This window comes from Bradyrhizobium sp. USDA 4472 (assembly GCF_054058595.1).
In genome coordinates this window covers 4,714,049-4,740,376 of sequence record NZ_JBSSAM010000001.1, presented here as the reverse complement: position 1 = coordinate 4,740,376, position 26,328 = coordinate 4,714,049, and the positions used below count along the sequence as shown (strand labels likewise).

The 26,328-nt window shown below is 63.4% G+C and carries 28 protein-coding genes and 1 pseudogene; 11 read left to right on the top strand and 18 right to left on the bottom strand.

Annotation, left to right across the window (positions count from 1 at the left end; translation table 11 throughout):
• Positions 1-18: 18 nt before the first annotated feature.
• From ccoS to ACVWZ4_RS21995, 10 genes are all read right to left on the bottom strand, one after another.
• Positions 19-231, bottom strand: coding sequence for a cbb3-type cytochrome oxidase assembly protein CcoS (gene ccoS, locus ACVWZ4_RS22040; RefSeq protein WP_456704899.1), 213 nt, complete (start codon positions 229-231; stop codon positions 19-21).
• Complete coding sequence (locus tag ACVWZ4_RS22035; RefSeq protein ID WP_456741179.1) at positions 231-2,420, bottom strand: cation-translocating P-type ATPase; 2,190 nt, start codon at positions 2,418-2,420, stop codon at positions 231-233. The genes ccoS and ACVWZ4_RS22035 overlap by 1 nt, the downstream gene beginning before the upstream one ends.
• A 9-nt stretch (positions 2,421-2,429) precedes the next feature.
• Entirely contained in the window at positions 2,430-2,915 is a 486-nt protein-coding gene (locus ACVWZ4_RS22030; RefSeq protein WP_456704901.1) for a FixH family protein, read from the bottom strand.
• Positions 2,916-2,930: 15 nt separating this feature from the next.
• Positions 2,931-4,397, bottom strand: coding sequence for a cytochrome c oxidase accessory protein CcoG (ccoG, locus tag ACVWZ4_RS22025; RefSeq protein ID WP_456741178.1), 1,467 nt, complete (start codon positions 4,395-4,397; stop codon positions 2,931-2,933).
• 111 nt (positions 4,398-4,508) lie between these two features.
• On the bottom strand, positions 4,509-5,384 hold the full coding sequence (gene ccoP / locus ACVWZ4_RS22020) for a cytochrome-c oxidase, cbb3-type subunit III (protein ID WP_456741177.1): 876 nt from the start codon (positions 5,382-5,384) through the stop codon (positions 4,509-4,511).
• A 2-nt stretch (positions 5,385-5,386) separates the two neighbouring features.
• Positions 5,387-5,551, bottom strand: a complete 165-nt coding sequence (locus ACVWZ4_RS22015; RefSeq protein WP_014497064.1) for a CcoQ/FixQ family Cbb3-type cytochrome c oxidase assembly chaperone — start codon at positions 5,549-5,551, stop codon at positions 5,387-5,389.
• A 13-nt stretch (positions 5,552-5,564) separates the two neighbouring features.
• Positions 5,565-6,299 carry a cytochrome-c oxidase, cbb3-type subunit II gene (gene ccoO / locus ACVWZ4_RS22010; RefSeq protein WP_456704904.1) on the bottom strand — a complete coding sequence of 245 codons (735 nt, stop codon included), beginning with the start codon at positions 6,297-6,299 and terminating at the stop codon, positions 5,565-5,567.
• A 10-nt stretch (positions 6,300-6,309) separates the two neighbouring features.
• Complete coding sequence (gene ccoN, locus ACVWZ4_RS22005) at positions 6,310-7,959, bottom strand: cytochrome-c oxidase, cbb3-type subunit I (RefSeq protein ID WP_456735916.1); 1,650 nt, start codon at positions 7,957-7,959, stop codon at positions 6,310-6,312.
• A gap of 210 nt (positions 7,960-8,169) precedes the next feature.
• The gene (locus ACVWZ4_RS22000; RefSeq protein ID WP_456704906.1) at positions 8,170-8,595 is read right to left on the bottom strand and encodes a CBS domain-containing protein; all 426 of its coding nucleotides are present in this window, start codon (positions 8,593-8,595) and stop codon (positions 8,170-8,172) included.
• A gap of 36 nt (positions 8,596-8,631) precedes the next feature.
• Positions 8,632-9,462 carry a universal stress protein gene (locus tag ACVWZ4_RS21995; RefSeq protein ID WP_456704907.1) on the bottom strand — a complete coding sequence of 277 codons (831 nt, stop codon included), beginning with the start codon at positions 9,460-9,462 and terminating at the stop codon, positions 8,632-8,634.
• A gap of 207 nt (positions 9,463-9,669) precedes the next feature.
• On the opposite strand from ACVWZ4_RS21995, the gene fixL reads away from it, so the two are divergent.
• The 5 genes from fixL to ACVWZ4_RS21970 all read left to right on the top strand — a co-directional run bounded on the left by fixL (position 9,670) and on the right by ACVWZ4_RS21970 (position 14,437).
• Positions 9,670-11,187: a sensor protein FixL gene (gene fixL / locus ACVWZ4_RS21990; protein WP_456704908.1), complete on the top strand. Its 1,518-nt coding sequence runs from the start codon at positions 9,670-9,672 to the stop codon at positions 11,185-11,187.
• 3 nt (positions 11,188-11,190) lie between these two features.
• The gene (gene fixJ / locus ACVWZ4_RS21985) at positions 11,191-11,808 is read left to right on the top strand and encodes a response regulator FixJ (RefSeq protein WP_456704909.1); all 618 of its coding nucleotides are present in this window, start codon (positions 11,191-11,193) and stop codon (positions 11,806-11,808) included.
• 58 nt (positions 11,809-11,866) lie between these two features.
• A complete protein-coding gene (locus tag ACVWZ4_RS21980; protein ID WP_456735920.1) occupies positions 11,867-12,289 on the top strand; it encodes a response regulator in 423 nt (140 codons plus the stop codon).
• A 102-nt stretch (positions 12,290-12,391) separates the two neighbouring features.
• Positions 12,392-13,090: a helix-turn-helix domain-containing protein gene (locus ACVWZ4_RS21975; RefSeq protein ID WP_456790330.1), complete on the top strand. Its 699-nt coding sequence runs from the start codon at positions 12,392-12,394 to the stop codon at positions 13,088-13,090.
• A 141-nt stretch (positions 13,091-13,231) separates the two neighbouring features.
• On the top strand, positions 13,232-14,437 hold the full coding sequence (locus tag ACVWZ4_RS21970) for a cyclic nucleotide-gated ion channel (RefSeq protein ID WP_456741175.1): 1,206 nt from the start codon (positions 13,232-13,234) through the stop codon (positions 14,435-14,437).
• Positions 14,438-14,565: 128 nt separating this feature from the next.
• Here ACVWZ4_RS21970 and ACVWZ4_RS21965 read toward each other — a convergent pair whose 3' ends face one another.
• Positions 14,566-14,838: a helix-turn-helix domain-containing protein gene (locus ACVWZ4_RS21965; RefSeq protein WP_456704912.1), complete on the bottom strand. Its 273-nt coding sequence runs from the start codon at positions 14,836-14,838 to the stop codon at positions 14,566-14,568.
• Positions 14,839-15,148: 310 nt separating this feature from the next.
• Between ACVWZ4_RS21965 and hemN the strand changes: the two genes are divergently transcribed.
• Positions 15,149-16,501, top strand: a complete 1,353-nt coding sequence (gene hemN / locus ACVWZ4_RS21960; RefSeq protein ID WP_456741174.1) for an oxygen-independent coproporphyrinogen III oxidase — start codon at positions 15,149-15,151, stop codon at positions 16,499-16,501.
• Positions 16,502-16,693: 192 nt separating this feature from the next.
• Here hemN and ACVWZ4_RS21955 read toward each other — a convergent pair.
• From ACVWZ4_RS21955 to ACVWZ4_RS21940, 4 genes and pseudogenes are all read right to left on the bottom strand, one after another.
• Positions 16,694-19,844 (bottom strand): annotated as a pseudogene (locus ACVWZ4_RS21955) (efflux RND transporter permease subunit).
• On the bottom strand, positions 19,841-20,917 hold the full coding sequence (locus ACVWZ4_RS21950) for an efflux RND transporter periplasmic adaptor subunit (protein WP_456741172.1): 1,077 nt from the start codon (positions 20,915-20,917) through the stop codon (positions 19,841-19,843). Before ACVWZ4_RS21950 ends, ACVWZ4_RS21955 begins: the two are co-directional and overlap by 4 nt.
• Positions 20,914-22,038, bottom strand: coding sequence for an efflux RND transporter periplasmic adaptor subunit (locus ACVWZ4_RS21945; RefSeq protein ID WP_456741171.1), 1,125 nt, complete (start codon positions 22,036-22,038; stop codon positions 20,914-20,916). The genes ACVWZ4_RS21950 and ACVWZ4_RS21945 overlap by 4 nt, the downstream gene beginning before the upstream one ends.
• Entirely contained in the window at positions 22,035-22,922 is an 888-nt protein-coding gene (locus tag ACVWZ4_RS21940) for a histidine kinase dimerization/phosphoacceptor domain -containing protein (protein WP_456741170.1), read from the bottom strand. Before ACVWZ4_RS21940 ends, ACVWZ4_RS21945 begins: the two co-directional genes overlap by 4 nt.
• Before the next feature lie 103 nt (positions 22,923-23,025).
• On the opposite strand from ACVWZ4_RS21940, the gene ACVWZ4_RS21935 reads away from it, so the two are divergent.
• Positions 23,026-23,676, top strand: coding sequence for a TetR/AcrR family transcriptional regulator (locus ACVWZ4_RS21935; RefSeq protein WP_456704919.1), 651 nt, complete (start codon positions 23,026-23,028; stop codon positions 23,674-23,676).
• Positions 23,677-23,723: 47 nt separating this feature from the next.
• Here ACVWZ4_RS21935 and ACVWZ4_RS21930 read toward each other — a convergent pair whose 3' ends face one another.
• The 3 genes from ACVWZ4_RS21930 to ACVWZ4_RS21920 form a co-directional block, all read right to left on the bottom strand.
• Entirely contained in the window at positions 23,724-23,936 is a 213-nt protein-coding gene (locus ACVWZ4_RS21930; RefSeq protein WP_456741169.1) for a TetR/AcrR family transcriptional regulator, read from the bottom strand.
• Between the two features lie 4 nt (positions 23,937-23,940).
• On the bottom strand, positions 23,941-24,378 hold the full coding sequence (locus ACVWZ4_RS21925) for a hypothetical protein (protein WP_456704921.1): 438 nt from the start codon (positions 24,376-24,378) through the stop codon (positions 23,941-23,943).
• A 76-nt stretch (positions 24,379-24,454) separates the two neighbouring features.
• Entirely contained in the window at positions 24,455-24,709 is a 255-nt protein-coding gene (locus tag ACVWZ4_RS21920) for a hypothetical protein (protein WP_456741168.1), read from the bottom strand.
• A 148-nt stretch (positions 24,710-24,857) separates the two neighbouring features.
• On the opposite strand from ACVWZ4_RS21920, the gene ACVWZ4_RS21915 reads away from it, so the two are divergent.
• From ACVWZ4_RS21915 to ACVWZ4_RS21900, 4 genes are read left to right on the top strand one after another with little or no spacing between them, the layout of a single operon-like run.
• The gene (locus tag ACVWZ4_RS21915) at positions 24,858-25,058 is read left to right on the top strand and encodes a hypothetical protein (protein WP_456741167.1); all 201 of its coding nucleotides are present in this window, start codon (positions 24,858-24,860) and stop codon (positions 25,056-25,058) included.
• Complete coding sequence (locus ACVWZ4_RS21910; RefSeq protein ID WP_456741166.1) at positions 25,055-25,360, top strand: hypothetical protein; 306 nt, start codon at positions 25,055-25,057, stop codon at positions 25,358-25,360. Before ACVWZ4_RS21915 ends, ACVWZ4_RS21910 begins: the two co-directional genes overlap by 4 nt.
• 40 nt (positions 25,361-25,400) lie before the next feature.
• Positions 25,401-25,697 (top strand): hypothetical protein, encoded by a 297-nt coding sequence (locus tag ACVWZ4_RS21905; protein WP_456741165.1) that lies wholly within the window; start codon positions 25,401-25,403, stop codon positions 25,695-25,697.
• A gap of 14 nt (positions 25,698-25,711) precedes the next feature.
• On the top strand, positions 25,712-26,311 hold the full coding sequence (locus tag ACVWZ4_RS21900) for a PepSY domain-containing protein (protein WP_456741164.1): 600 nt from the start codon (positions 25,712-25,714) through the stop codon (positions 26,309-26,311).
• Positions 26,312-26,328: the final 17 nt, after the last annotated feature.

Below are 26,328 nucleotides of genomic sequence, written 5' to 3'. Positions count from 1 at the left end.
TCCACTCGCCAGGCATATTTATGCAGGCCCCGACTTGCCGCTGCTTTCACCGAGTGGAGAGCCGCGTCCCGGCTGGAGCGATCGCGTCTCATCATCGTCGTCGGCAATCGCCCGCCAGGCGGCGCCGTCGAGATCGTCATACTGGCCGCTGCGAAGCGACCACAGGAAGGCGGCAAGACCGGCGAGGCCGAGCATCAGCGCCAGCGGCACCAGGATGACCAGGATCTCCATCACACGATCTCCCGCGAGGTGCTGCGGGCGCGCAGCGAATTCAGCATCACCAGGATCGAGGATCCGCTCATGGCGGCCGCCGCGATCAGCGGCGTCACGACGCCGCTGATCGCGACCGGCACGGCCAGCACATTGTAGCCGATCGCAAGCCAGAGATTTTGCCGCATCAGATGCAGCGCCTTGCGCGCGGAATCGATGGCCGCGACAACCGGCGCCAGCGGTCGGCCGAGGAAGACGAGATCGGCGGTGGCCTGGCTCAGATGCGCGGCCGAGATGGGCGACATCGAGACGTGCGCTGCCGCGAGCGACGGCGCATCGTTCATGCCGTCGCCGACCATCAGCACCTTTGCACCGCGCCGCTTCAGCTCTTCGATCCGCGCAATCTTGTCGGCCGGCGTGACGCCGGCGCGCCATTCGGCGATGCCGAGCGCATGAGCCGCCGCGATCACGGCGGGCTCGCGGTCGCCGGAGAGAATCTCGATACCGATGTTGCGATCCTTCAGCGCCGCGATCACGGCCTGCGCATCCGGACGCAGACCCTGGCGCACCGAGAGGGCGAATTTCGCGTCGCCCTTGCTGAAGGCGACGACCGAAGCTTCGGGGTCGAGATCGGCGCCGGTCACCAACGCCTCCGCTCCGCAGAAGGAAGCACGGCCAAGGCGGATCTCAACACCGTCCACCGCTGCGCGGACGCCGCGCCCGGCCTCTTCGACGGCACCGACGATCGGCGATCTCGCGCCGGCAGCCTGCGCAACCGCGGCGGCGACGGGATGATGGCTCGACAATGCGAGGCGTCCGGCCAGCTCGAAAATCTCGCCGGGAACGTCTGCGGCGTTGCTCACGTCGAGATCCGGCAGCGTCAGCGTGCCGGTCTTGTCGAAGATGACGTGGTCGGCTTCGGCGAGGCGCTCGATCGCATCGCCGGAATTGAGCAGCACGCCAGCCCTGAACATCGTGCCCGAGGCCACCGTCTGCACGGTCGGGATCGCAAGCCCGAGCGCACAGGGGCAGGTGATGATCAGAACCGCAACCCCGGTGACGACAGCATCATGCCAGCTCGCGCCCGCGATCACCCAGCCCAGAATCGTGATCAGCGCGGTCGCATGCACCACCGGCGCATAAAGCCGCGAGGCACGGTCGGCCAGCCGCATGTAGCGCGAGCGCGCCTGGAGCGCATTGTCGAGCAGCCGGGCGATCTCGGCAAGCAGCGTCGCCTCCGATGCAGCAGAGACCCGCACCCGCAACGTGCCCGAGACGTTCATCGAGCCCGCATAGACGGGCGTACCCTGCTCGGCCGTGACATAGAGCGTCTCGCCAGTGATCAGGCTCTGGTCGATCTCGGAGCGCCCCTCGATCACCGTGCCGTCGACCGCACAGCGCTCGCCGGGCCGCAGCAGCACGATGTCGCCGGGATGGATCGCTGCGACCGGCACCTGCGAGATTTCGTCAGGTCCGACGAACTTCGCTGCGGTCTCCGCCTTCAACGCCGCCAGATTGCCGGCGACCGCGCGGGTCCGCCGCCGCATATTCTGGTCGAGGAAACGGCCGACCAGCAGGAACGTGAGCAGCATGATCGCCGCATCGAAATATGCGTGCCCGGCGTGGTTGATGGTCTCGACCACGGACATGCCGAGCGCAAGACACACGCCGATCGAGATCGGCACGTCCATGTTGGTGGTCTTGTTGGACAGCGCGCGCCAGGCCGAGCGGAAGAACGGTTGGCCGGCATAGGCTGCCGCCGGCAGCGCGATCAGCGCAGACAGCCAGTGGAAGAAGTCGCGCTGTTCCGGCAGCATGTCCGAGACGTTGCCCGACCATACCGGGATCGACAGCATCATCACGTTCATGGTCGCAAACGCGGCAACGCCGAGACATCGCAGCAGGAAGCGCGCTTCCGCGACCTCGGTCGCCTCAGCGCTCTCGGTTTCGTAAGGATAGGCCCTGTAGCCGAGTTCCTCGAGCCGATCGATAAATCGCGCCGGATCCAGCGTGCCCTCTTTCCATTCCAGCGCGACACGCCGGTCGGTGAGGTTCACCCGCGCCAGCGTGACGTCAGGAATGGCCAACAGGCCGCGCTCGATCTTGGCCATGCAGCCCGCGCAGTGGACGCCATCCACCGCGAGATCGATATGCTGGAAACCAGCGCCCGCGGCCCGGACGTAATGAGAGAAATCGCGTGTCACCTGCATGGCGAGACCTCAGTTCAGGACCACGCGGTTGCGTGACAGGAACACGCGCTCGCCCCTGGCGTCGCCCTCGATCACCAGATCCCATTGGCCCGGCGCAACGGCAGATGCGCTGCCGCGATAGATGCCGATGCCGGCCTCCGCGAGCTCGACGGCCAGATCGGCGCGTTTGTCGGTCGGCCGCTCCAGGCGGCCTGCGAACCGCAACCCGGTCAGCGGCTCGTCCGCCGCATCGCGTGCCTCGACCTGAAGCACGGCATTGCCGTCGGCGCGCCGGTCGATATGCGCACTCACCTTCCATTTGCGTGCGGCCTGGTCCTGCGCCGCCGAGATCTCGTGGTCATAGGCGAGGCCCGCGGCATAGGGGCTGTCGACGTCGGTGCCCGGCAACGTCGCGATCGCGAGCTTCATCATCGTGACGTTGACGCCGATCACCAGCCCGAAGAAGGCGACCAGCATCAGGAGCACCTTCGTTCCGGTCAGCGGCTTGGTGGCCATTTCAGTCTCCTGAACTTACGGCGCGACGAAATTGTCGGTGGTGGTGGCGACCTCGCCGAGCCCGATATCGGTGACGTGGAAGCGCACTGGAACCGATTTCTCGGGATTGCTGTCGGCGGGTGCCGTGACGAGCAGGCGCAGCTCGCTGGTGGAGTCGCGCGGGACCACGATCATCGGCCTGTCAGGCGTCACGGAATCGACGCCGACGACATGCGTGGTCAGATTGACCGGCCCGTCCGCGTCGATCGCGATGACGCGGTCATAGCCGCTCTTGTTGAGCAGCCGCACCGTGTAGGCGTTGCGGATCGAGCCGTCGCTGAGCTTGACCGCGACCGGGTTGCGATCATGCAGTACGTTGACATCGAGCAGGCTGCGCGTCGCCAGCACGTAAAGCATGATACCGCCGACGGCCGCGATGATCGCGCTGTAGGCGACGGTGCGGGCGCGAACGATGCGGTAGATCGGCGCCTTGCCGTCCTGGCGGCGCTGGATGTTGATGTCGTTGTCATAGCCGATCAGCCGCTTCGGCCGGCCGATCTTGGTCATGACGTTGTCGCAGGCGTCGATGCAGAGCCCGCACTGGATGCATTCGAGCTGCGGCCCGTTGCGGATGTCGATGCCGGTCGGGCAGACCGCGACGCATTGATAGCAATCGATGCAATCGCCGACATGCTGGCCGACCGCGCGCAGCTCGGCCGCCTTCTTGACCGAGGTACGCTTCTCGCCCCGGTCGTAGCGATAGGTGACGTTGAGCGCCCATTCGTCGGTGAGCGCAGCCTGGATCCGCGGCCACGGGCACATGTAGGTGCAGACCTGCTCGCGCATAAAGCCGGCGAGCACGTAGGTCGTTGCCGTGAGGATGCCGATCCAGATATAGGCGATGACAGGCGCCTGGAATGTCAGGAGCTGCTTCACCAGCGTCGGGGCGTCGTTGAAATAGAGCACCCAGGCGCCGCCGGTCCACCATGCGATCATCAGCCAGATGAAATTCTTCAGCGCGATCTCGGAGACGCGCTTGACCGTCAAAGCGCCGGCGGATTTGTCCTTCATCATCCGCTCGCGGCGGTCACCTTCGACGAAGCGCTCGACGGCGTAGAACAGATCGGTCCACACCGTCTGCGGGCAGAGATAGCCGCACCAGATGCGGCCGCCGACCGAGTTCATCAGGAATAGCGTCACCGCGGCGAGGATCAAAAGGCCGGTGAAATAATAGACTTCCTGCGGCCACAGCTCGATGAAGAAGAAATAGAAGCGGCTGTTGGGAAGATCGATCAGCACAGCCTGGCTGGGGGCGCCAAGGCCGCGGTTCCAGCGCACGAAAGGCAGCAAGTAGTAGACGCCGAGGCAGAACGCCATCAGGCCCCATTTGATCCGGCGGAAGGTGCCCTGGACGCTCTGCGGATAGACCTTCTTGCGGGCTGCGTAGAGCGGCCCGTAGTCTTCATCCGATGTGAGATCGTTCGGGTTCACGGTCTTGTTCATCGCGCGGGTTGTCTCGAGAAGGTGCGATTAAACCTAGATCCCCCGCCGCCGCGTCGATTGATCCAGCTCAAGCGGGGGCGATTTTGTTCGCCGCCGCTTGATAATGCTCAGCTATTTTCCACCACCCAGCGAGTGGACGTAGACCGCCATCGCCTTGATGGTGGCGGGATCGAGCCGCCCTTCCCAGGCTGGCATGACCCCGGCACGGCCATTCGTGATGGTCTCGATCAGGGCGGCCTCGTCGGAGCCGTAGAGCCAGATCTTGTCGGTCAGATTCGGCGCGCCGAGCTCCTGGTTGCCCTTGCCGCCGTCGCCGTGACAGGCGACGCAATTGTCCGCAAAAATCTTCTCGCCCTTGGCGGGGTCATAGCCCTTGCGGGTCGAGAGGCCCGACAGCGATCGCACATAATTGGCGACCGTGACGATCTCGTCGCCCTTCAGCACGCCATCCCTGCCGAAAGCCAGCATCTGGCCTTCATGGGACTTGGCGTGACCCGAGCGTACGCCGAACTGAATGGTCTGCACGATCTGGTCGAGCGTGCCGCCCCACAGCCAATCGTCATCATTCAGGTTCGGGAAGCCCTTGGCGCCGGCAGCGCCCGAACCGTGGCACGGCGCGCAATTGTCGCCGAACACGGTCTTGCCCTTGGCGCGGGCGAGCGCCAGCAGGGCCGGATCCCTCTCGATGTCGGCGAGCGAGGCTGCACCGAGCGCCGCCATCTTGTCGCCCCTGATCTTCTCGAGCTTGGCAAGCTCGACCGCGACGTTGGCGCGTGTCGAGTACCCCAACAGACCGGTCGTATTGCTCGAAATCAGCGGCCAGGCCGGATAGACGATCCAGTAGCCGATCGACCAGGCGATGGTGAGGTAGAAGCAGATCACCCACCAGCGCGGCAGCGGGGTGTTGAGCTCCTTGATGCCGTCCCATTCATGACCGGTCGTGGCCCTGCCGCTGACGGAATCGATCTCGCTATGATGCTCGCTCATGATCACTCCTCCCGCAGCGGCAGGCGGGCCGCTTCGTCGAACGCGGCCTTGTTGCGGGGCCAGAGCGCGTAGGCGATGATCGCGAGAAAGATCGCGACGAAGACCGGCGTCCAGATCGTGGTCACGAGACCGGAAGCGAGATTGTCGAGTGTCAGGATGGCTTTCATCGGTGATGCCTTCTCAGCGAAGATTGGCTTTCTCGTTGTAGAGCTTGAAGTCGACCAGCGTGCCGAGCATCTGCAAGTACGCGATCAGGGCGTCCATCTCGGTCGGCGTGCCGGTCTTGCCATCGAAATTGCGCACGACGGCTTTGGCATAGCGCTTCGTGAAGGCGTCGCTGCCGGCATTGTCAGGATCGGCCTGGGCCTTCATGTCGGCGGCGGCGTTGGCGATCTGGTCGTCGGTGTAGGGAACGCCGACGGCCCGCAGCGTACGCATATGGTCGGCGATCGTCGCCGGATCGACCTCGGTTGAGCTGAGGAACGGATAACCCGGCATCACCGACTGCGGCACGATCGCGCGCGGATTGGTCAGATGCGTGACGTGCCAGTCGTCGGAATATTTGGCGCCGACGCGGGCAAGGTCAGGACCTGTGCGCTTCGAACCCCACTGGAACGGATGATCGAACATGCTCTCGGCGGCGAGCGAGAAGTGGCCGTAGCGTTCGACTTCGTCGCGCAACGGACGGATCATCTGCGAATGGCAGAGATAGCAGCCTTCGCGGACGTAGATGTTGCGGCCGGCGAGCTCCAGCGGCGTGTAGGGCCTGACGCCGTCGACCACCTCGATCGTGCTCTTGAGGTAGAACAGCGGCGTGATCTCGACGAGGCCGCCGATCGCGATCACCAGCAAGATGCCGACGACCAGGATGATCGAGTTCTTTTCGAAGATTTGGTGGCGCGTCCAGAACGACATGGGAAGCTCCTCATTCCGCCGGCTGAAGAGCGGCGGGCATCTGGACTTCCTGCTCGCCGACGCGAACGGTCATCCAGAGATTGTAGGCCATGATCAGCGCGCCGATCAGGAACAGCGCGCCGCCGGCGGCGCGGATGACGTAGAAGGGATGCATCGCCTCGACGGTCTCGATGAAGGAATATTCGAGGAAGCCGAGCGAGGTGTAAGCGCGCCACATCAGGCCCTGCAGGATGCCCGACACCCACATCGCGGAGATGTAGAGAACGATGCCGAGCGTCGCGATCCAGAAATGCCAGTTGACCAGCTTGAGACTGTAAAGCCCCTTGCGATTCCACACCCAAGGCACCATGCAGTACAGCGCGCCGAAGGAGACGAATCCGACCCAGCCGAGCGCACCGGAATGCACGTGGCCGATGGTCCAGTCAGTGTAGTGGCTGAGCGAGTTGACGACCTTGATCGACATCATCGGTCCCTCGAAGGTCGACATGCCGTAGAAGGCGACGGAGACCACGAGCATGCGCAGCACGGGATCGGTGCGTAGCTTGTCCCAGGCGCCCGACAGCGTCATCAGGCCGTTGATCATGCCGCCCCATGAGGGCATCCACAGCATGATGGAGAAGGTCATGCCGAGCGTCTGCGTCCAATCGGGGAGCGCGGTGTAGTGCAGATGGTGCGGGCCGGCCCAGATGTAGAGGAAGATCAGCGCCCAGAAGTGAATGATCGAGAGCCGGTAGGAATAGATCGGCCGCTCCGCGCGCTTCGGAATGAAATAGTACATGATGGCGAGGAAACCGGCGGTCAGGAAAAAGCCGACGGCGTTGTGGCCGTACCACCACTGGAACATGGCATCCTGGATGCCGCCCCAGGCGATGTAGGACTTGGAGCCGAAGAACGACACCGGCAAAGCGGGATTGTTGCCCAGATGCAGAACCGCAATCGTCACGATGAAGGCGAGATAGAACCAGTTCGCGACGAAGATGTGCGGTTCCCTGCGCTTGAGGATCGTGCCGAGGAAGACGAGGAGATAAGTCACCCAGACGATGGTCAGCCAGAGGTCGGCGTACCATTCCGGCTCGGCATATTCCTTGGACTGCGTAACGCCGAGCAGATAGCCGGTGCCTGCGATCAGGATGAAGTAGTTGTACCCGAGCACGACGAACCAAGGCGCGAGATCGCCGGCAAGCCGCGCGCGGCAGGACTTCTGCACCACGTAGAAGGATGTCGCGATCAGCACGTTGCCGCCGAAAGCGAAGATCACCGCGGAAGTGTGCAGCGGCCGCAACCGGCCGAATTGAATCCATTGTAGATCGAAATTCAGCGCGGGCCAGGCCAGCTGCGAGGCGATGATCAGCCCGACCAGGAAGCCCGCAATGCCCCAAACCATCGCCATGACGGCGGTGAACTTGATCGGGCCCATATTGTAGTTGGGGCGACCATTGATCTCGGCAGGGGGCAGCGCCGCCGGGCGGTCGTAGTAGCGGTTGACGATGAAGAACATCGCGGCCAGGCTCGCCGCCGCGCTCAGGCCGGCGTGAAAGGCGAAGGGCGCGTCGACCGCCTTGGCCGAGGCAATCAGGCACAGGAAGGCGGTAACCGCGAAGGTGAACGCCAGGCCGCCTTCGCCAAACGTCATGGTTTTCGAGATGGAGGGCTGGGGCATCGCGGATTCTCTCTGAAAGAACACGCCGCCAGAAACCACATTCACGCTCGCGGGGAATTGATTGAAATCAAGATAGATGGATTTCTGCTAAGACGAGGCCGTTGCTGGTCTTCGAGCGATATCAAGCGCTTGTGCATTGCGCCGAGCTCATGGCGGACCGCCCTCTGCGGAAATTCACGGGGCCGAAAAACGCCGTGTTTCTGTCGATCGTCAGTCGCTCGCCGTCGCCTTGAGCGCCGCGATCACGTCCTCGCGCGCGATGATTCCGACCAGCTTCTGAGCGCCGTCGAGCACGATGATGCTGCGGATGCGGTGCTCGACCATGAGCTGGAGCACGCGCGTCAGCCGCGTTTCCGGGCCGACATAGATGAACTCCGGCGTCATGACCTCGCCGACCTTGCGGTTCATCAGGTCGTGATAGCGCGGCAACATCTGGCTCGGCGTGAACGCAAAGCACTTCAGGATGTCGAACTTGGTGACGATGCCGACGACCTGACCGTCATCCTCGACCGGATAGGAGTTGAAATCATCCTGTTCGAACATCTCACTGAGGGCGAGCAGATCGTGGTCACGCCGCACCGTGCTGACGTTGCGCGTCATGTAGTTTTCGACCGTCTGCTCAAGGAATTTGTACACAGCGCGTCCTCATCGATTGTCTGTGCCGCCTCGCCGTCAGTGCGACAGCAGCACGCAGCGGGCGGTTTGCGTGACCAGATATTCCGTGACGCCGCCGAGAATCAGTTCGCGGAAGCGGGAATGGCCGTAGGCGCCGGCGACGATCAGGCCGGCACCGACATCGTCGGCAATGCTGTCCAACTGCACGGCAGCGGTTTCGTTCGTCGCCGCTGGGACGCGCGCCGTCGCAGTGACGCCGTGGCGGGCGAACCAGGCGGCGACGTCGCTGACATGTGCCATCACCACCGAGCGGTCGTCGTTCGTTTCCGGAACCTCGACGACGATGACGTCCTTGGACTTGCGCAGCATCGGCAGCGCATCGGCCACCGCGCGCCGCGCCTCCGGCGTGTCCTTCCAGGCCACCAGCACGCAGCGCAGATCGAGCCAGTTGATTTGATCAGGCACGACCAATAGTGGCCGGCCGATCTGCATCACCAGATCCCTGGGGCTTGCCGTCGAAAAGGCATCGGAGAAGGTGGGGCCCTGCCCGCCGCTGACGATGATGTCGGCGCAGCGCGCCTGCGCCAGCACGTATCGTGCGGGAAAATCCGCGGCGCTGCGCCATTCCGCGCGCCCGCCGCGCGTCCTGGTCGCGGCGCGGAATTGCGCCTCCAGATCGGCAAGGCGCCGCTTGACGGAGCCCTCCTCCTGATCGACCAGCCGCTGGGCCTCGGCACCATCGGCGAAATAGAGCGGCGGGGCGAATCGCGCTGCGGCGATCCCGACGATGTCAGCCTCGAACCGTTCCGCCAGCTCGCCCGCGACCTGAAGGCGCGCAGTGTTGAGCTGATCCAGCGCCAGGCTGACCATCACGGTCGCGTATGTCATCGGGAGCCTCCCGTGGGGTGAGCTTTGACCAAACATTGTAAGCCCGCTGCAGCCGGGCAGGATGAGATAGATCAAATTGCCCCGCGCGGTGCCGGGAAATCCACCGATGCGGTCAGACATCGGAACTTGCCTCCGGCGCGGCCATGGGCGAGATTGTCGGCACGCTAGCAGCACCTCGCCCGCGGCTTGCAGAATGGGAGCCACGACTTGTCGCCGACCCGTGTGACGCATCCGCCGGACGATCATCGCGGCGAGCATTTCCGGGTCCGGATCGAGGGATTCGGCGTCGGTACCTGGGATCTCGACCTCACGACGCGCGAGCTGGAATGGTCGGAGACCGCGCGGATGCTGCTGGGCGTCGAGCGGGGTCAGCCGGCGAGCTATGACCTTCTGATGTCGCGCCTCGAAGCCGAGGATCGCGCGCGCGTCGAGGCTGCGATCAGCCAGGTCATTGAGCGCGGCGGCGGCTTCGACGTCTCGTTCAGGATTTCCGCCAACTCCGACCGGGGCCAGTGGATCAGGGCTCGCGCCGGCCTCATCAGGGATGACGCCGGCATCGCGCGGCATCTCAGCGGAATCCTCCTCGACATCGACCCGGAGAAACAGGTCGAGGAAGCGCTGCGCACGCGCGAGAACCACCTCCGCTCCATCCTGCATACCATTCCCGACGCCATGATCGTCATCGACGGTCGCGGCATCATGCAGCTGTTCTCGACGGCCGCCGAGCGCCTGTTCGGCTGGTCCGAGCAGGAGGCAATCGGCCAGAACGTCAGCATCCTGATGCCGGAGCCGGACCGCACCCGACACGACGGCTACATCGCGCGCTATCGCTCGACCAATGATCCGCACATTATCGGCATCGGCCGCATCGTCACCGGCAAGCGCCGCGACGGCACGACGTTCCCGATGCATCTGTCGATCGGCGAGATGCAGTCCGGCGGCGAGCCCTATTTCACCGGCTTCGTCCGCGACCTCACCGAGCATCAGCAGACCCAGGCAAGGCTGCACGAATTGCAGTCCGAACTCGTCCATGTCTCGCGTCTGACGGCGATGGGCGAGATGGCGTCCGCGCTCGCCCACGAGATCAACCAGCCCCTGGCGGCGATCAGCAACTACATGAAGGGATCGCGGCGGTTGCTCGCGGGCAGCTCCGATCCCAACGTTGCGAAGATCGAGGGCGCGCTGGATCGTGCGTCGGAGCAGGCACTGCGCGCCGGCCAGATCATCCGTCGGCTGCGCGATTTCGTTTCCCGTGGCGAATCCGAGAAACGGGTCGAGAGCCTGTCGAAGTTGATCGAGGAAGCCGGCGCGCTGGGGCTCGCCGGCGCGCGCGAGCAGAACGTGCAGCTCCGCTTTACTCTCGATCCAGGCGCCGACCTTGTGCTCGCCGACCGCGTGCAGATCCAGCAGGTTCTGGTCAATCTGTTCCGAAATGCGCTGGAGGCGATGGCGCAGTCGCCGCAGCGCGAGCTCGTCGTCACCAACGCCCGCGTCCGTGAAGACATGATCGAGGTGGAAGTATCCGACACCGGCTCCGGCTTCCAGGATGATGTCATGCCAAATCTGTTTCAGACCTTCTTCACTACCAAAGAGACCGGCATGGGCGTGGGACTGTCGATCAGCCGCTCGATCATCGAGGCTCACGGCGGCCGCATGGCCGCCGAGAACAACGCATCGGGCGGCGCGACATTCCGCTTCACCCTGCCGGCAGCCGATGAGGCCTGAGCAATGACGACCAAGGGACATGTTTACGTCATCGACGACGACGAGGCGATGCGGGACTCGCTCAACTTCCTGCTGGAGTCCGCAGGCTTCGGCGTCACCCTGTTCGACAACGCGCAAAGCTTCCTCGACTCCCTGCCCGCCCTCGGCTTCGGCTGCGTCGTCTCCGATATCAGGATGCCTGGCCTCGACGGGATCGAGCTGTTGAAGCGAATGAAGGCGCAGAGCTCGCCCTTTCCGATCCTGATCATGACCGGCCATGGCGACGTGCCTCTCGCGGTCGAGGCCATGAAATTCGGCGCCGTCGACTTCCTGGAAAAGCCGTTCGAGGACGACCGCCTCACCGCCATGATCGAGAGTGCGATCCGTCAGGCCGAGCCTGCCGCCAGGAACGAGGCTGTATTACAGGACATCGCCGCCCGCGTAGCCTCCTTGAGTCCCAGGGAGCGCCAGGTCATGGAAGGGCTGGTCGCAGGCCTTTCCAACAAGTTGATTGCCCGCGACTATGACATCAGCCCGCGCACCATCGAGGTCTACCGCGCCAACGTCATGACCAAGATGCAGGCGGGCAGCCTGTCGGAGCTGGTGCGGCTGGCGATGCGCGCCGGCATGCTGAAGGATTGAGGCAAACCGGCTTGCGGTAGGTCAAGACGGGCTCCGTCGGCTGTGCTACTCGACCAGAATGATCGAAATCGGCTCGCACCATCAGCGGCTGCCCATGGCATCACTCGCACGTCCCGTCGTCTACGTGGTTGATGACGATGACGCCGTGCTGGTATCGCTGCGCTTCCTGCTGGAAACCGACGGCTTTGCGGTGCGGACCTTCCGGAATGCCACGGCGCTGCTTCATGCGGCAAGCATGCCCGGCGCGGACTGCTACGTCATCGACTACAAGATGCCCGAAATCAACGGCATTGAGCTTGCCGGACGGCTGCGCCAGTCCGACGCGGACACTCCGGTGATCCTGATCACCGGCTATCCGGATGGAAATATCTCCGCCCGTGCTGCCGCGGCTGGCGTGAAAGACGTGATTTTGAAGCCGCTTCTCGACGAAAACCTGGTCAAACGCATCCGCCAGGCCATCCAGAACCGGCACGGCAATTGACCTACGGGATTCTACGTAAGGGCCACCCCTTAAGATATCTCGCGAAATTTTCGAAGCACCCGACACAGCGTAGGAAGCGTCATCACAACGGAGATGACGCAGATGCTGGCCCAGACGCTCAACACCCAGGCGATTGACACGCAAGTTCGCGGCACCATTGCCCCGGCCCATCCCGTCTCGGACCAGTTCGGCGCCATCACGGGCCATGTCGGCCTGGCGGCCACCGAGTTCTCCTACCGCAAGGACGAGGAGATCTATGGTGAGGACGAGCCGGCCGAATATGTCTACCAGGTCGTCTCGGGCGCGGTCCGCACCTACAAGCTTCTCACCGACGGCCGCCGCCAGATCGGCACCTTCCACCTCCCCGGCGACGTATTCGGCCTCGAATCCGGCGCCACCCACCGCCTGGCAGCCGAAGCCATCATCGACACCACCGTGCGCCTGGTAAAGCGTCGCAGCCTCGACCAAGTCGCAGCCGCCGACGTTCACGTCGCTCACAAGCTCTGGTCCATGACCGCAGCCGATCTCAGGCACGCAGAAGAGCACATGCTGCTTCTCGGGCGCAAGAACGCTATGGAGCGCGTCGCAACGTTCCTCCTCGAGATGGATCGGCGACTTGCGGTCACCGGCATGATGGCGCTTCCTATGTGTCGTCGCGATATCGGCGACTATCTCGGCCTCACGCTGGAAACGGTTTCACGAGCCCTCTCGCAATTGAACGATGAGGGCGTACTCGACTTTGCCAGCGCGCGCCAGATCGTGCTCCGCAAGCGTCAGCACCTGCGCGATTTGGACATCTGATGATATGACTTGCAGGTGATCGTCTCAGACCCCTTGGGAAGGACTTGCGGAAAGTCTCATGGCGATCCGTGTCGGGAAGAACCGTCGCATTCAGTCCGAGCGTTCTCCGCGCAATAACAAGTAGCGTTCGTGGATCGTTTTATGACGCTACGTCGCAAGATCTACCTCATTTTGGAGCAGGGCTCCGTTCGTGGCTCTGCGAGCTTGGCCGTGAATACCGGCCTGATATGCGCGATCGTCGTCAGCCTTCTGGCTACGATAAGCGAGTCCGTTCCCGAGCTCGCACATCGACATGCGTCCGGCTTTCAATCCATCGAAGTTTCAGTGGCCGTGATCTTTTGTGCGGAGTATCTGGCGCGTGTCTGGACCGCGGCGGAGCACGCACCTTGGCGGCGCTTTGGAGCCCTCGGGTCGCGGCTTCGCTTCATGGGAAGCCTGGCCGGGATTATCGACCTTGCTGCCATATTGCCGCTTTTGCTGACTCATTTTGCCGCTCCCGAACTCAAGACGTTGCTCGTGTTGCGCTTGGTGCGCTTCCTGAAATTGACGCGCTATTCACCTGCCATTAATTCGCTGTTGGAGGCGCTCTATGTTGAAAGGCGCGCACTCACGGGATGCTTTGTGATCCTTCTTGGCGCCGCGCTGATCGCAGCGGGGCTGATGCATCTTGCCGAGAGCACGGTTCAGCCCGACAAATTCGGAACGATACCGGACGCACTCTGGTGGGCAATCGTGACGCTTGGCACGGTTGGGTATGGCGACGTTGTTCCTATCACGGCGATCGGACGGCTCATTGCGGGCTGCACGATCTTCGCTGGCTTGCTCATGGTCGCATTGCCTGTAGGCATCGTTGCCACGGCCTTTGCCAACGAGGTGCATCGACGCGATTTCATCATCACCTGGAGTCTGGTTGCCAAAATTCCGTTGTTCAGTGAATTGAGCGCAGTGCAGATCGGGGAAATTATGAAGATGCTCAGAGCTCAGAAGCTAGATGCAGGGTCCGTCGTAACGCGGCGGGGTGAGCCGGCGCATTCCATGTACTTGATCGCCGACGGCGAGGTTGAGATCAAGCTGCGGCACAACCCGGTGCGCCTGGGTGCCGGCCACTTCTTCGGCGAAATCGCCGTACTGCGCCGTGCTCACCGTTCAGCAACGGTCATTACTACCCAAACCACCCGCCTACTCGTCCTGGACGCGGCTGATTTGCACGGTCTTATGGACCGAGAGCCCGGGTTCGCCGCCCGGATCGAAGAGGCTGCTCGCGAGAAGCTCGGGCGCGAACTGGAAGCGCCCGCCGGCGACCTCGTACGCGAGGAGGTTGCAAGTGGCCTGCCAGCGGGTCGCTAAATATCCAGCGTAGGCCTCCTTAGTAGGTACAGAGGTTTCGAACCGCGCTCGCTCGGCAAAAGAGGTTCGCCTTCGTTGCCCGGAGATTTGCAGCCTCTCGGCACCGGTTTCCGGACACGAAGCAGAGGTCAGGCCGCCTCTCGCTGGCTGCGGTGAATCGCCGACGCAAGTCTGAGCAAGAGGATGATCGAGACGTTGCCCTTGCCGCCCTCGATCTGGGCAATGTAGCGCTCCGAAATGCCGGACCTGCGGGCAAGCTCCCGGCGCGACATGCAGCAACGCATTCGCGAGCTGCGCACGCGCTCACCGAGCTCGACCAGGAATTGGGCCTCGGAGTATGGCGGCAAGGCATTCCCCCCAGGCAAGGCCGCACCTGCGAACTCGAAAACTTCTTCCAGCATCGATCTGTCCTTGTCTTCTCCGAACCAAGATCATGGCTAGTTTTCAGGTCTCTTCATTGACGCGGATCAAAGAGGCCGCTTTTCATTCGATCAGGATCGGGCTGAGATGAGGTCAAGCTTCTTCACGTCGATGCCAAGCGACCAAGACCCGCGGTCCCAGCGGATGAACTCCATGCAGTGAAGACGGCGATGATGGCCGGCGCGCTCGTCGCGCCAGCCTTGGCGACTGTTTTCGACTGGATTGCGCCAGAGCAATGTCGTCCCTTCGCGGCGCCAGTATACGAGGCGCAAGACGAAGGAGAGACTTGAGATGAGATCGGACTTGGCGCAATCGTACGGACAGGACAGGCTACCCCGATACACCAGCTACCCGACCGCCCCGCACTTTTCCGCGGCGATCGGTGAAGCCGACTATCGAAAATGGCTCAAGTCGCTGCCCGCCCGACAGTCCGCGTCGATCTACATGCATGTCCCCTTCTGTCGGTCCATGTGCTGGTACTGCGGCTGCCACACCTCCCCCACCAAGAAAGACGATCCGATCGCGGTCTACACCTCTGGCCTGCGCACCGAAGCGCACATGGTGGCCGAGACGATCGGCCATCGACTCCCGATCTCGCACATCCACTTCGGCGGAGGCACGCCCACGATCATGACGCCGGACACCTTCGCCGATCTCCTCGACAGCCTGCGCTATTCGTACTTCGTGCTGCCGGACGCCGAGATTGCCGTAGAGATCGATCCGCGCACCCTGACCGAGCCGATGACGGACGCCTTGGGCTTCAGCGGCGTCAACCGCGCGAGCCTGGGCGTGCAGAGCTTCGATCCTCAGGTCCAGCGAGGCATCAATCGCCTACAGAGCTTCGAGCAGACTGCCCAGTGCGTCGAGCGACTCCGGCGATCTGGGGTCGGCAAGCTCAATTTCGACTTGCTATACGGCCTGCCCCTGCAAACAGTCGACTCCTGCCTGGACACCGTGGCTAAGTGCATCGAACTGCGTCCGGACCGCTTCTCCGTGTTCGGCTATGCCCATGTCCCGTCCTTCAAGAAGCATCAGCGCAAGATCGACGAAAGCGCTCTTCCCGACAGCATCGAGCGCCATCTGCAGTCGATGACGATCGCCGAGGCGCTCGTCGATGCCGGCTACGTTCGCATTGGCTTCGATCACTTCGCTTTGCCTGACGACAAGCTCGCCGTGGCGAAGCGGGAGGGCAGGCTGCGCAGGAACTTCCAGGGCTACACGGACGACGCCGCCGAAACCCTCATCGGCCTGGGGGCAAGTTCGATCGGCCGCATGCCGCAGGGGTTCGTGCAGAACGTCGTCGCCATCAGAGACTATCTCGCGCATATTGCCGAACACCGTTTCGCAACCACGAAGGGCTACGCCTTCACGGAGGATGACCGCTTCCGCGCCGACATCATCGAGCGCGTCATGTGCGACATGTCCGTGGATCTGCCCAAGGTGTCCCATCGTCACGGTCGGGATCCACGGTCGGCCATCGTTGATCGATCCAGGATCGACAGTCTCCTCGCCGATGGGGTGGTGACGATGATCGGCGACAGGATATCCGTCAGCGAGGGCGCAGAGTTCCTGGTTCGGAGTGTCGCGTCTGCTTTCGACGCGTACCTTGCACGCTCGCAGGCCACTCACAGCCGGGCGGTCTGAAGCCTATCGGACTGCGAGAGCCTGTCTGCGGAGGACCCGCGAGGGCTCGGGGACCTGCTGGAGCCACCGGGGGTGCGCCGGCGAGCGGTGGCGATGGCGGAAACTGTAGTAGTCGGGGTGAGCGAACTCGCTGCGACCGTCACAGCGAAAGCAACGGTTGATAGCGTCTTGGAGAGCATCGTCATTTCCATTCTAGATCTGGGGCTCGAGCTCAGGCTCTGGAGCGTGGTGAGTCGACCTGTCTTCGGCCGGCGCCTCGTTCGAAACGGATTCGGGCTCATCTGAAGGTGATTGACCCGCATGGTCGGGATGAATTCTGAACCAGGCGACATACAGCGCCGGCAGAAATAGCAGCGTCAGAAGCGTCCCGACGATGATGCCGCCCATCATGGCATAGGCCATCGGGCCCCAGAAAATCTCGCGGGCGATCGGAATCAGCGCGAGACTTGCGGCGGCGGCCGTCAGCAGGATCGGGCGCATGCGGTGCTCGGTTGCTTCCACCACGGCATCCCAGGCCGGCCTGCCCTCTTTCTTCAGATCCTCGATCTGGACGATCAGGATGACGGAGTTGCGGACCAGGATGCCGATCAGGGCAAGCACGCCGAGAATGGCGACGAAGCCAAGCGGCGCACCGCTCGGCAGCATGGCCATGACGACGCCGATCAGCGCGAGCGGCGCGACCGCGAACACCAGGAACAGACGGGAGAAGCTCTGTAGCTGCACCATCAGAACCGTGGCCATGACGAACAGCATCAGCGGCACCACTGCGATAATCGGGCCCTGGCTCTTGGCACTCTCCTCCACTGAGCCGCCAATCCTGATCGAGTAACCCGCGGGCAGCTGCTTCTCAAACTCCGCCACCTTCGGTGCAAGCTGGTCGACGATCGTCTTCGGCTTGAACATTGCTGACGACGGCGGCTTTCAGAGTAATCGTTGGAATCCTGGCGCGGCGCCAGATCGTGGGCTGCTCCAGCTCGTATCGCAGATTGGCGACGGCCCCGAGCGGCACCGATTGGCCGCCGAGCCCGGTCATCTGCAGGTCGCGCAGCGTGTCGATTGAGGCTCGTTCCGGCGCGGTCGCCCGTCCCGTGACGTTGACGAGATAGATGCTGTCGCGCACCTGCGTGACCGGCGTGCCCTGGAGCACCGAGTTCAAGGTGGTGGCGATGTCTTCCGAGGTCACGCCGAGCAGGCGCGCCTTGTCCTGGAGCACATCGACCTTGACGACACGCGCCGGCTCCATCCAGTCGAACACCACATTGCCGAGATCAGGATTGCTGCGAATGGCGCCGGCGAGCTTCTGCGAGAGGTTACGGACCTCAGCGATATCGGGGCCGCTCAGGCGGTACTGTACCGGACGTCCCACGGGAGGACCGACCTCGAGCAGCTTGACGTAGGTGTCGGTGCCCGGGAACGTCTTCCTCAAATAGTCCTCGAACTGCGACTTGAGCTTGTCGCGCGCAGCGATGCCGCCTTTTGTCACGATCACCTGCTGGCCGAACCAGGTGTTGGCGGTCTGCAGGTCGAACGACAGCACGAAGCGGGGCGCGCCGGTCCCGACATAGGTCGACCAATGTTCGACAGAATTATTGCCCTGCAACTGGTCGCGCTCGAAGCCTGCCATCTGGGTGTTGGTCTCGGTGATCGAAGCGTTCTGCGGCAGGTTCCAGTCGATTACGAGCTCGGCACGGTCGGACGAGGGAAAGAACTGCTGCTGCACGAACTGCAAGCCGAACAGGGCGAGCAGGAAGGCGCCGGCCGTCACGGCGACGGTGCTCCAGCGGTGATGCATGCAGAACAGGAGCAGGCGCGCGAACATCTGCGCGACGCGGCCCTTTTGTTCGTGATGCCCTTTCATTTTGGCCGGCAAAATGCCGACGCCGAGCAGCGGGGTGAACAAGACGGCCACGATCCACGAGACGATCAACGACACCGCGATCACCACGAACAGGGTGAAAGTGAACTCGCCCGCGCTGCTGCTGTTGAGTCCGATCGGGATGAAGCCGGCCACGGTGACCAGCGTTCCCGTCAGCATCGGGAACGCGGTCGAGGTATAGACATGGGTCGCCGCCTTTTCGAGGGGATCGCCGATCTCGAGCCGCGCCACCATCATTTCGACCGCGATCATGGCGTCGTCGACCAACAGGCCGAGCGCGATGATCAGGGCGCCCAGCGAAATGCGTTGCAGCGAGATGCCGCAATAGGCCATCACGACGAAGGTGATCGCAAGCACCAGCGGAATGGCGATGGCCACGACGAGCCCTGCCCGCATGCCCAGGCTCAGGAAGCTGATGCCGAGCACGATGATCACGGCCTCGAACAGCGCTTCGGTGAAGCCCGAAACAGCATGCTCGACCACGACGGGTTGGTCGGCAACGAGGTGCACGCCGACGCCGATCGGAAGGTCGGCGATGATTGCAGTCATCTCCTTTTTCAGCGCCTCGCCGAACTGGAGCAAATTGGCACCGGATTTCATGCCGATCGCGAGCGCGATGGCGGGCTGGCCGTTGTATCGGAACAGCGTTGACGGCGGATCGGCATAACCCCGCGTGATGGTCGCGACATCGGTCAGCGGGAAGAAGCGGTCGTTGATGCGCAGATTAACCGCCTTGAGGCTCGCCTCCGAGGTGAACTGACCGTTGACGCGGACGCTGATCCGCTCCGGCCCTTCCTGGAACACGCCGGAGGGCGCTACCGCGTTCTGGCCCTGAAGCGAATTCATGATGCCGTGGACATCGAGGCCGAGGGCCGCGATCTTGCGGGTAGAAAATTCGAGATAGATGACCTCGTCCTGCGCGCCGAGAATGTCGACCTTGCCGACATCGGGCACCGTCAGCACCTTGGCCCTTATATCCTCGACCTGATCGCGGAGCTGTCGCTGGCTGAGGCCGTCACTGGTGAAGGCATAGACGTTCCCGAAGACGTCACCGAAGCGGTCGTTGAAGCCGGGTCCGATCACGCCTTGCGGGAAATCGCCCCTGATGTCCGCGATCATGTTGCGGACGCGCACCCAGGTCGGCTTGACGTCGACCGCCTTGGTCGCATCGCGCAAGTAGACGAAGACGGTGGTCTGACCTGCCACTGTGACGCTCTTGGTGTAGTCGAGCGATTCCAGCTCCTCCAGCTTCTTCTCGATCCGGTCCGTGACCTGCCGCGTCATCTCCTCGGGCGAGGCGCCGGGCCACTGCGCCTGGATCACCATCGTCTTGATGGTGAAGTCAGGGTCCTCCTGGCGACCCAGCTCCAGATAGGCAAACAGGCCGGCAGCCATGAAGGCGATCATGAAATACCAGACGAGCGAACGATGTCCGAGCGCCCAGTCGGAAAGGTTGAACGACTTCATGGCTCTCGATCCTGTTCGATGCGGACGTGCTGCCCGGGCTTGAGGCTGTGAATTCCGGTGGCGACGACGCGGGTGCCGGCGGCAAGCCCGCCCGTGACGCGAATGCCTGCCGGTTCGGTGATGCCATCGATCTTCTGCAGCGCGACCGTGCTGGTGGCTTGATCGACCACCCAGACGAAAGCGGCGCCATCCTTGGCGAGCACCGCTGATGGGGGCAGGCGCATGACTTTGCCTTGATCCTTGGCCAGCTGTGCTGTGACGGTCGCGCCGAGACGAAAGCTTTCGGGGGGATTGTCGAGCGCAATCCGGACCCGTCGCAGCCGTGTCACCGCATCGGCTTGCGGCGCGATTTCGCGGATCCTGCCCTCGACCTGAACGGTCGGAAGAAGCTGCAGGCTGACGGTGAACGGCAGACCTACCTCGAGCGGCACGGGGAGGTCTTCCCCAATATCGACGACGGCCTCCCTGACGTCCGGCCGCGCAACCGTCACCACAGTTTGGCCGGGAGAGACCACCTGCCCGACTTCCGCGCCGACAGCGGTGACGACGCCACCGAAGTCGGCCTTGATCCGGGCATAGCCGAGCTGCTCGAGCGCCTTCGTCAGGCTCGCCTGCTCCTGCGCAATGCTTGCTTCAGCGCCGGCGCGGGCCTGCTCGGCATTATCAAGCGTCTGCCTGGGGATCGCATCACTGCTGATGAGCGTGCGTTGCCGCTCTTCCGTGGCCCTGGCCGTCGCAAGCTGAGCCTCGGCCTTCGCAAGCTGGGCTTTAGCCGCGCGAACGGCGAGATCGAGTGCGGTGGGATCGATCGTGCCGATGATTTGTCCTTCGCGGACCATGTCGCCGACGTCAATCGGACGCGATGTCAGACGTCCGAGTACGCGAAAGCCGATGTTGGTTTTGTAGCGCGGCTCGACGACGCCAACGGCAGCCGCGCTGTTGCCGCTGTTCGGCTCGGCCAGCATCGAGAGCACGGGCCGCACGGGCTCCGGCGCGTTCGTCTCCTGCTGACATCCTGTGAGCAACGAGGCCGCCGCGAGCGTGCCAGCGATCATCATGACCTGTCGCTTCATGACCGGCCTCCTTCTTCAGCGACCGACTGGCCAACGCTCAAGAGCTTTCCGCCATCGACGACGACGCGCTCGCCGGGCTCGAGGCCCGCCTTGATCAGCACCTGACCGGCCTCGTAAGCGCCGACCGTGACCGGCTTCAGCGACGCCGTCTGCGTTTTCGGATCGACGGTCCAGACCGCGGGCTTCCTGCCCGCGGCCATCAGCGCGGTCCAGGGCAGGACGATCTCGTTCTGGGGCTTCACGTCGACCGTTCCGGCGACGGCGCTGCCCAGCGTCATCGCGGCCGGCGGATTCTCGATGGACACCTTGACGCGTATCGTGGAGCTCTTCGAGTCGATCGCAGGTGAAATCTCTCTCACCTCACCCGTTGCAGTCACGTCGGGATCCGAGATGAGCGCCAGCGTGACGCGGCGGCTGTCGGTCTGGCCGAGGAAAACGGATTCATAGACCTCGAAGACGGCATCGCGCGCTCCATCCTGCGCGAGGGAGAAGACGGGTTGCGCGGCCGGCACGACCTGACCGACCTCGAGATTTCGCGCGGTCACGACGCCGTCGGCTTCGGCGCGAAGGACGGTATAGCCAAGCGCATCCTGCGAAGTGCCGAGCTGCGCCCGGGTTGCTTCCAGCACGCCCTCCGCCGTTCGCAAGCCCTCCTGGGCCTGATCATAGAGGGTGCGGGTGGTGAAGCCGCTTGCGATCAGCGCTCTCTGTCGCTCGAACGTTGCCTTCGCCACGCGCAGCTGGGCTTCGGCAGAGGCCACTGCCGCGGTCGCAGCATCCACGTCGGCCGCCTGCTCGGCGGGATCGAGCCGGGCGAGGACCTCGCCCTTGTTGACGTGAGCACCGACGTCCACGGCGCGGGCAACCACACGTCCGCTAACGCGGAACGATAGATCGGCACGGAAGCGAGCCTGAACCTCGCCCGTCAATGTGATGGTGGCCTGCCGCTCGCGCGGCTGTACGATCGCGGTCCGGACCAATGCGGCGCGGTTGGGCGTCTGCGCCGCGTGATCGTTGCAACCGGTCAGCGCAATGCTGACAAGCACGGCCGCTGCGACGAGAGTCTTCGCCGCTCGCGGCGTTCGAATCGCTTGGATTGGATTGGAGAACTGGTTTGTCATGGCGCGTCCGCCGAATGGGAGAGCGTCAACAGCCCGCCAAGCGCATCGGCGGGTCGACGCGCGCCGAGCGCGGCCTCATTTGAAGACGCGACTCTCCTGCGGCGCGGGACCCTGATCTGGCGCGTTGCGATGGTCCAGTTTGCGTCCCGCTCGCGCTGGGTCAGCGGAAATGACAAGACGATCGAGGTGAATTCGGCGCCAAAACCCTGTTCGATCCGGCCGCTGAGCCCCCGCGCGATATCCTTGGCAATTCGCAATTCGCGATCGGAGACGTCCCGCGCGGGACGCGTGCCGTTGTCCAGGATCACGCAGTTCGCCAGCGCGCCGTTGCGTGTCAACTTGACCTTGATCTGCCCGGCCCGCCCGTCGAAACAAGCGTGCCTTGCCGCGTGCATCACGAGTTCATGGACGACCAGCCCCAGGTGCCAGCAGCGCTCCGGCTGAAGCGCAAGCGACTGGGTCGCGAAGGCCAATTGAATGTCCATCCGGTCCAGGACCGCCCGCCGCATGCCACACCCCAGCTTGCGAATGGAAGTGGCGGCGTGGATGAGCGTGTCTCCCGCCGGCATGGACAATGCGCGATGCACGTCGGCGTAACCATGCAGCAGTTCGACGACATTGCTGAGCGCGCCCTTGGCTTCCGTCCCCTCGACCCGGATGGCTGCGGCAGAGACCAGCTCGATGGCGAAGGCGACACCATTGGTGACCCTGTGATGCAGCTCGCGCAGCAGCACGCCTGGGCGCACGCCGGGCGGGTCTGGGTACGAAACAGTCACGACATTCTCCTCATTCGGCTCGGACCATCGGGGCTCGAACGCCCCCAGCTTTGCGACCCGATCGTTCGGGACCACCCGGCTGGCCCGCAAGAGCGTCGAGATCGGCACGATAATAAACTATACCGTATATTTTCTTTTTCTTGCCTTTCTTCATGGACCGTGTCAAGCGGGAAAGCGAAACGCACAGACTCGTGATTTCGGAGGTTTAAGAATGAAGAAAACGAAGCGAGGCAGACCGCCCAAGGATCTGGCCGGAGACGCGCCGGCACGCATTCTCGATGCGGCCCAGCAGCTGTTTTTGGAAAAGGGCTACCGCAGCGCCAGCATTGACGACATTTCGGAGCTCGCCCCCGCAAGCAAGCCGACGATCTATGCCCATTTCCCCGGCAAGGAGGCGCTGTTCGCGGCAGTGGTGGCGCGCACCATCGACGGCTTGACGGATTTCGAGGGGTTCTCGCCCGAAGGCCGCACCATCGAGGACAAGTTGATGAGCCTCGGGACAGCCATCGTTGACCGCGTTGTCGAGGAGTCACTGGGCATGGTGCGCGCCACCATCGCGGAATCGCAGCGGTTTCCCGAACTGAGCCGGAACGTCCACGACGCTGCGCGCGATCGCTCCCTGAATGCGGTGTCGCAGCTGCTGGACGAAGCCACGCAAAAGCTCGCCCGCACCGCAAGGGGGCCTTTCAGCGCCAAACGAAGCCGCGCCACCGCACAGATTTTCCTCGACCTGATCCTGCTGCCGATGCTGTTCCGCTCGCTCGTCGGCGAGACGCCGAGGGACTTGAAAAAGGAGCTTCCCGGCTTCGTGCGCGAACGTGTCGGCTTTTTCCTGGCGGCGTGCGAGACGGACTGGTCATAGGAGCATGGCCATCTGCCCGCTTTGGACTGACCCCGGAGGCATCAGCGTCAGCAGCGGCCTTCAAATGCAGCTGCGATGATCGCGCGCTTTGATGCGAAGAAGCGATAGATGTTGGCCGGAGACATCGACAGTCGCCGCGCAATCTCCGCGAGAGCCGTCTTGTTGTGACCGATCTCGCAAGAGAGGTCGGTCGCCGCCTGGACGACTCTGTTCCGAGCATCCGGGTGCTTGCCGAGATGATGAGCATGTTCTCGCTTCATGTTCTCACCGCGACGGAAGGTTCAGCAACTCGATGCGGCAGGCTTCGCCGAAAGCGCGCAAAGGATCGATTTCCTCGATGAAGTCGGGCAGGTCGACGATTGACCGGTTTGGCGACAAATAGGTTTCGATGATCAGGCGACCGGTGCGCTCGGCTGCGTGAACGACCTCGTCGGTGGACAGGATTCGCATGCGACCGATAAGCGTGTAGAGACCGACGAGCTGCGGAATTTCCGCCCTGTCGCTGACGAGCGCGTCGGCATACAGGCGGGAAGCCTCCTCGATGAAGTTCTTGTACAACCGTTCGCGCTTTTCGAACGAGCGAGCGTGATGTCGCTCTCGAAGCCTTCGGCGCCGGTTGAACCATCCACTCATGATGGTCGAGACCGCTCCGAAGGCGGAGCCACCGAAGGCGGCGAGCGCCGGAATATACATCGTGGTCATCGGTCTTTCCTCTCGCCGGTCGCGGTGCAGACGCCTCTGCGGAGTGCTCAAGGGGCGCCCGCCGCGACGTTGCGTCTTATCGGCTCCGCACCGATCCAATGCTTGCCTGCTCAAACACCGCCTTGCACGCCTGGCTCAGGTCCGATTTACGCTGACGCAAACAGGCTTCGACCCCCGACGGATCTGGAATGTAGCTGCTGCACAGGCGAAACGCGTCGGGTGTACACGCCGCCCTCTGCTCTGCCGTGCCCTGGTTTTCCTGCCCGGATGCAGCTGCGCTGCCAAGCGCGACCACGGCCGCTGCGAACAGCGCCGGCATCAATCTCGTCATGTCAGTTCCTTTCTTGCGTAAGACTCTGGTTTGCTGGCGGGCCGTGAACCCCGGTCTGCACACGCCCTTGTGAAGCCATCGTCTTGACTTCGGGCGCGGCGCCTGATTTATATGAACTATACGGTATAGTTTATTAAGGTAGCGCAGAATGTCAAGCCTGCTGTTCGCGTTGATGCGCGCAAACCCGATCCCCGCGCTTGCCGTCGCATCGCTGAATATCGTCGTCGCCCTGTTACTCGTGGTGTTGAGCCTGCTGTTGGGCATCACGATCGCGATGATCGCCTGGGGTCATTCGCTCGGCGAACGCCGGCCGAGCCCTATCCGGCTGGAGCGGAGGATGGTCGCATGACGCAGGCGCTCGCACACAGAGGCGTTGCGCCTGACGAAATTGACCGACTCACGCACACGGCGCAAGGGACGCCTGGAGCGGAAATGCTGAACTTCATCGAAGTCTTCGACGTGATGGAAGTGGACCCCGATAGCGGCAAAGCCGTGTGGATGGGCCTCACTGGTACGCGGACGGCGCTGAGGCGTGACGGATTCACCATTGACCCGAACATCGCGACCTATTGTCCGACCGATTGGCTCGACGAGCGCGGCTATCTCGACGCCGAGCTTGCGCGCAAGCATCCGCGGCCGTGGCGAATCTGATGATGCGACACAGCGATATGACCATCGGGAGCCGCGTGTCGTGAGCCGACAATCCATCATCGCCATGCGCGCGGGCCAAGGGACTGAAATCGCCCTGCCCTTGCGCGGCTACTTTCTGTCGGTCGGCGGCGCGCTGCTCTGCTTGCTTTGGGCGGCGGGCTCCATGCTGCCGGCGCCATCGCCTGGCCGCTTTACCGAGCCAAGACCCGCGGCACCTCCGATCCTCATCCATTCTGCCATGAAGGGACCGGAGCTCGTGGTGATCGACACCAACCAGTCACTGCCCGAAGGAGATCGTCGTCGCCCACGCAGCCGCGAGCGCCATCGAACGACCTGACCGAGATTGATCCGATGCCGAAGCAACATCTGTTAGCCCTGATCGTCTGGACCGCCATGCTGACAGCGAGCGGCGCCGTCGCGGACGTCCAGAGTCCTGCGGATACCGATCCCAGAAGCACGACCGCGCCAGGCGACGCCGAGGACGGCACAATCCGCCGCGTACTCACGGAGTTCCGCACGGTCCGCGTCCCGCTCGGCCGCGCCATGGCGATCGCCGAGCGTCTGCATGAGGGCTCGAAGACAGCCGACATCAGCTTCGAGTCTGCCGGCGCCCCCCTCTACCGCGTCCGCACGATCCGGAATGAACAGGTATGGGAGAACACCGTCAACGCAAACTCCGGCGGCATCGCGGGAAAGGAAGTGACGTCTTCGCTGCGGGAGCTCGGCCACGAAGACCTCGCCAACATGATCGCACTCAAATGGATCAAGCAGGAATTGTCTGACGCCGTGCAGGTCGCAGAGCGAGCCGCGGCCGGCAGCGCGCTTGCCGGTGGGCTGGTCAGACAGGACGGCAGGCTCAACTTCGTCGTGGTCGTCGCCGCCGGCGATGATTTGAAGGAGGTCATGCTCGAGCCGCCCAAGGTCGCAAAGCAAGGCCCGATCCATCGCTAGGCCGGCGAACTACGCCC

Bases quoted from the DNA above. Each gene is read 5' to 3' on its own strand.
- ACVWZ4_RS21945 (WP_456741171.1), bottom strand. From the start codon at position 22,038: ATGACAAACCAGTTCTCCAATCCAATCCAAGCGATTCGAACGCCGCGA.
- ccoS (WP_456704899.1), bottom strand. From the start codon at position 231: ATGGAGATCCTGGTCATCCTGGTGCCGCTGGCGCTGATGCTCGGCCTC.
- ACVWZ4_RS22035 (WP_456741179.1), bottom strand. From the start codon at position 2,420: ATGCAGGTGACACGCGATTTCTCTCATTACGTCCGGGCCGCGGGCGCT.
- ACVWZ4_RS21980 (WP_456735920.1), top strand. From the start codon at position 11,867: ATGATCGAAATCGGCTCGCACCATCAGCGGCTGCCCATGGCATCACTC.
- ACVWZ4_RS21995 (WP_456704907.1), bottom strand. From the start codon at position 9,462: ATGACATACGCGACCGTGATGGTCAGCCTGGCGCTGGATCAGCTCAAC.
- ACVWZ4_RS21975 (WP_456790330.1), top strand. From the start codon at position 12,392: ATGCTGGCCCAGACGCTCAACACCCAGGCGATTGACACGCAAGTTCGC.
- hemN (WP_456741174.1), top strand. From the start codon at position 15,149: ATGAGATCGGACTTGGCGCAATCGTACGGACAGGACAGGCTACCCCGA.
- ACVWZ4_RS21950 (WP_456741172.1), bottom strand. From the start codon at position 20,917: ATGAAGCGACAGGTCATGATGATCGCTGGCACGCTCGCGGCGGCCTCG.
- ccoP (WP_456741177.1), bottom strand. From the start codon at position 5,384: ATGAGCGAGCATCATAGCGAGATCGATTCCGTCAGCGGCAGGGCCACG.
- ccoN (WP_456735916.1), bottom strand. From the start codon at position 7,959: ATGCCCCAGCCCTCCATCTCGAAAACCATGACGTTTGGCGAAGGCGGC.
- ACVWZ4_RS21910 (WP_456741166.1), top strand. From the start codon at position 25,055: ATGACGCAGGCGCTCGCACACAGAGGCGTTGCGCCTGACGAAATTGAC.
- ACVWZ4_RS21930 (WP_456741169.1), bottom strand. From the start codon at position 23,936: ATGAAGCGAGAACATGCTCATCATCTCGGCAAGCACCCGGATGCTCGG.
- ACVWZ4_RS21915 (WP_456741167.1), top strand. From the start codon at position 24,858: ATGTCAAGCCTGCTGTTCGCGTTGATGCGCGCAAACCCGATCCCCGCG.
- ACVWZ4_RS22030 (WP_456704901.1), bottom strand. From the start codon at position 2,915: ATGGCCACCAAGCCGCTGACCGGAACGAAGGTGCTCCTGATGCTGGTC.
- ACVWZ4_RS21965 (WP_456704912.1), bottom strand. From the start codon at position 14,838: ATGCTGGAAGAAGTTTTCGAGTTCGCAGGTGCGGCCTTGCCTGGGGGG.
- ACVWZ4_RS21925 (WP_456704921.1), bottom strand. From the start codon at position 24,378: ATGACCACGATGTATATTCCGGCGCTCGCCGCCTTCGGTGGCTCCGCC.
- ACVWZ4_RS21920 (WP_456741168.1), bottom strand. From the start codon at position 24,709: ATGACGAGATTGATGCCGGCGCTGTTCGCAGCGGCCGTGGTCGCGCTT.
- ACVWZ4_RS21970 (WP_456741175.1), top strand. From the start codon at position 13,232: ATGACGCTACGTCGCAAGATCTACCTCATTTTGGAGCAGGGCTCCGTT.
- ccoG (WP_456741178.1), bottom strand. From the start codon at position 4,397: ATGAACAAGACCGTGAACCCGAACGATCTCACATCGGATGAAGACTAC.
- fixJ (WP_456704909.1), top strand. From the start codon at position 11,191: ATGACGACCAAGGGACATGTTTACGTCATCGACGACGACGAGGCGATG.
- ACVWZ4_RS21900 (WP_456741164.1), top strand. From the start codon at position 25,712: ATGCCGAAGCAACATCTGTTAGCCCTGATCGTCTGGACCGCCATGCTG.
- ACVWZ4_RS22015 (WP_014497064.1), bottom strand. From the start codon at position 5,551: ATGAAAGCCATCCTGACACTCGACAATCTCGCTTCCGGTCTCGTGACC.
- ccoO (WP_456704904.1), bottom strand. From the start codon at position 6,299: ATGTCGTTCTGGACGCGCCACCAAATCTTCGAAAAGAACTCGATCATC.
- ACVWZ4_RS21935 (WP_456704919.1), top strand. From the start codon at position 23,026: ATGAAGAAAACGAAGCGAGGCAGACCGCCCAAGGATCTGGCCGGAGAC.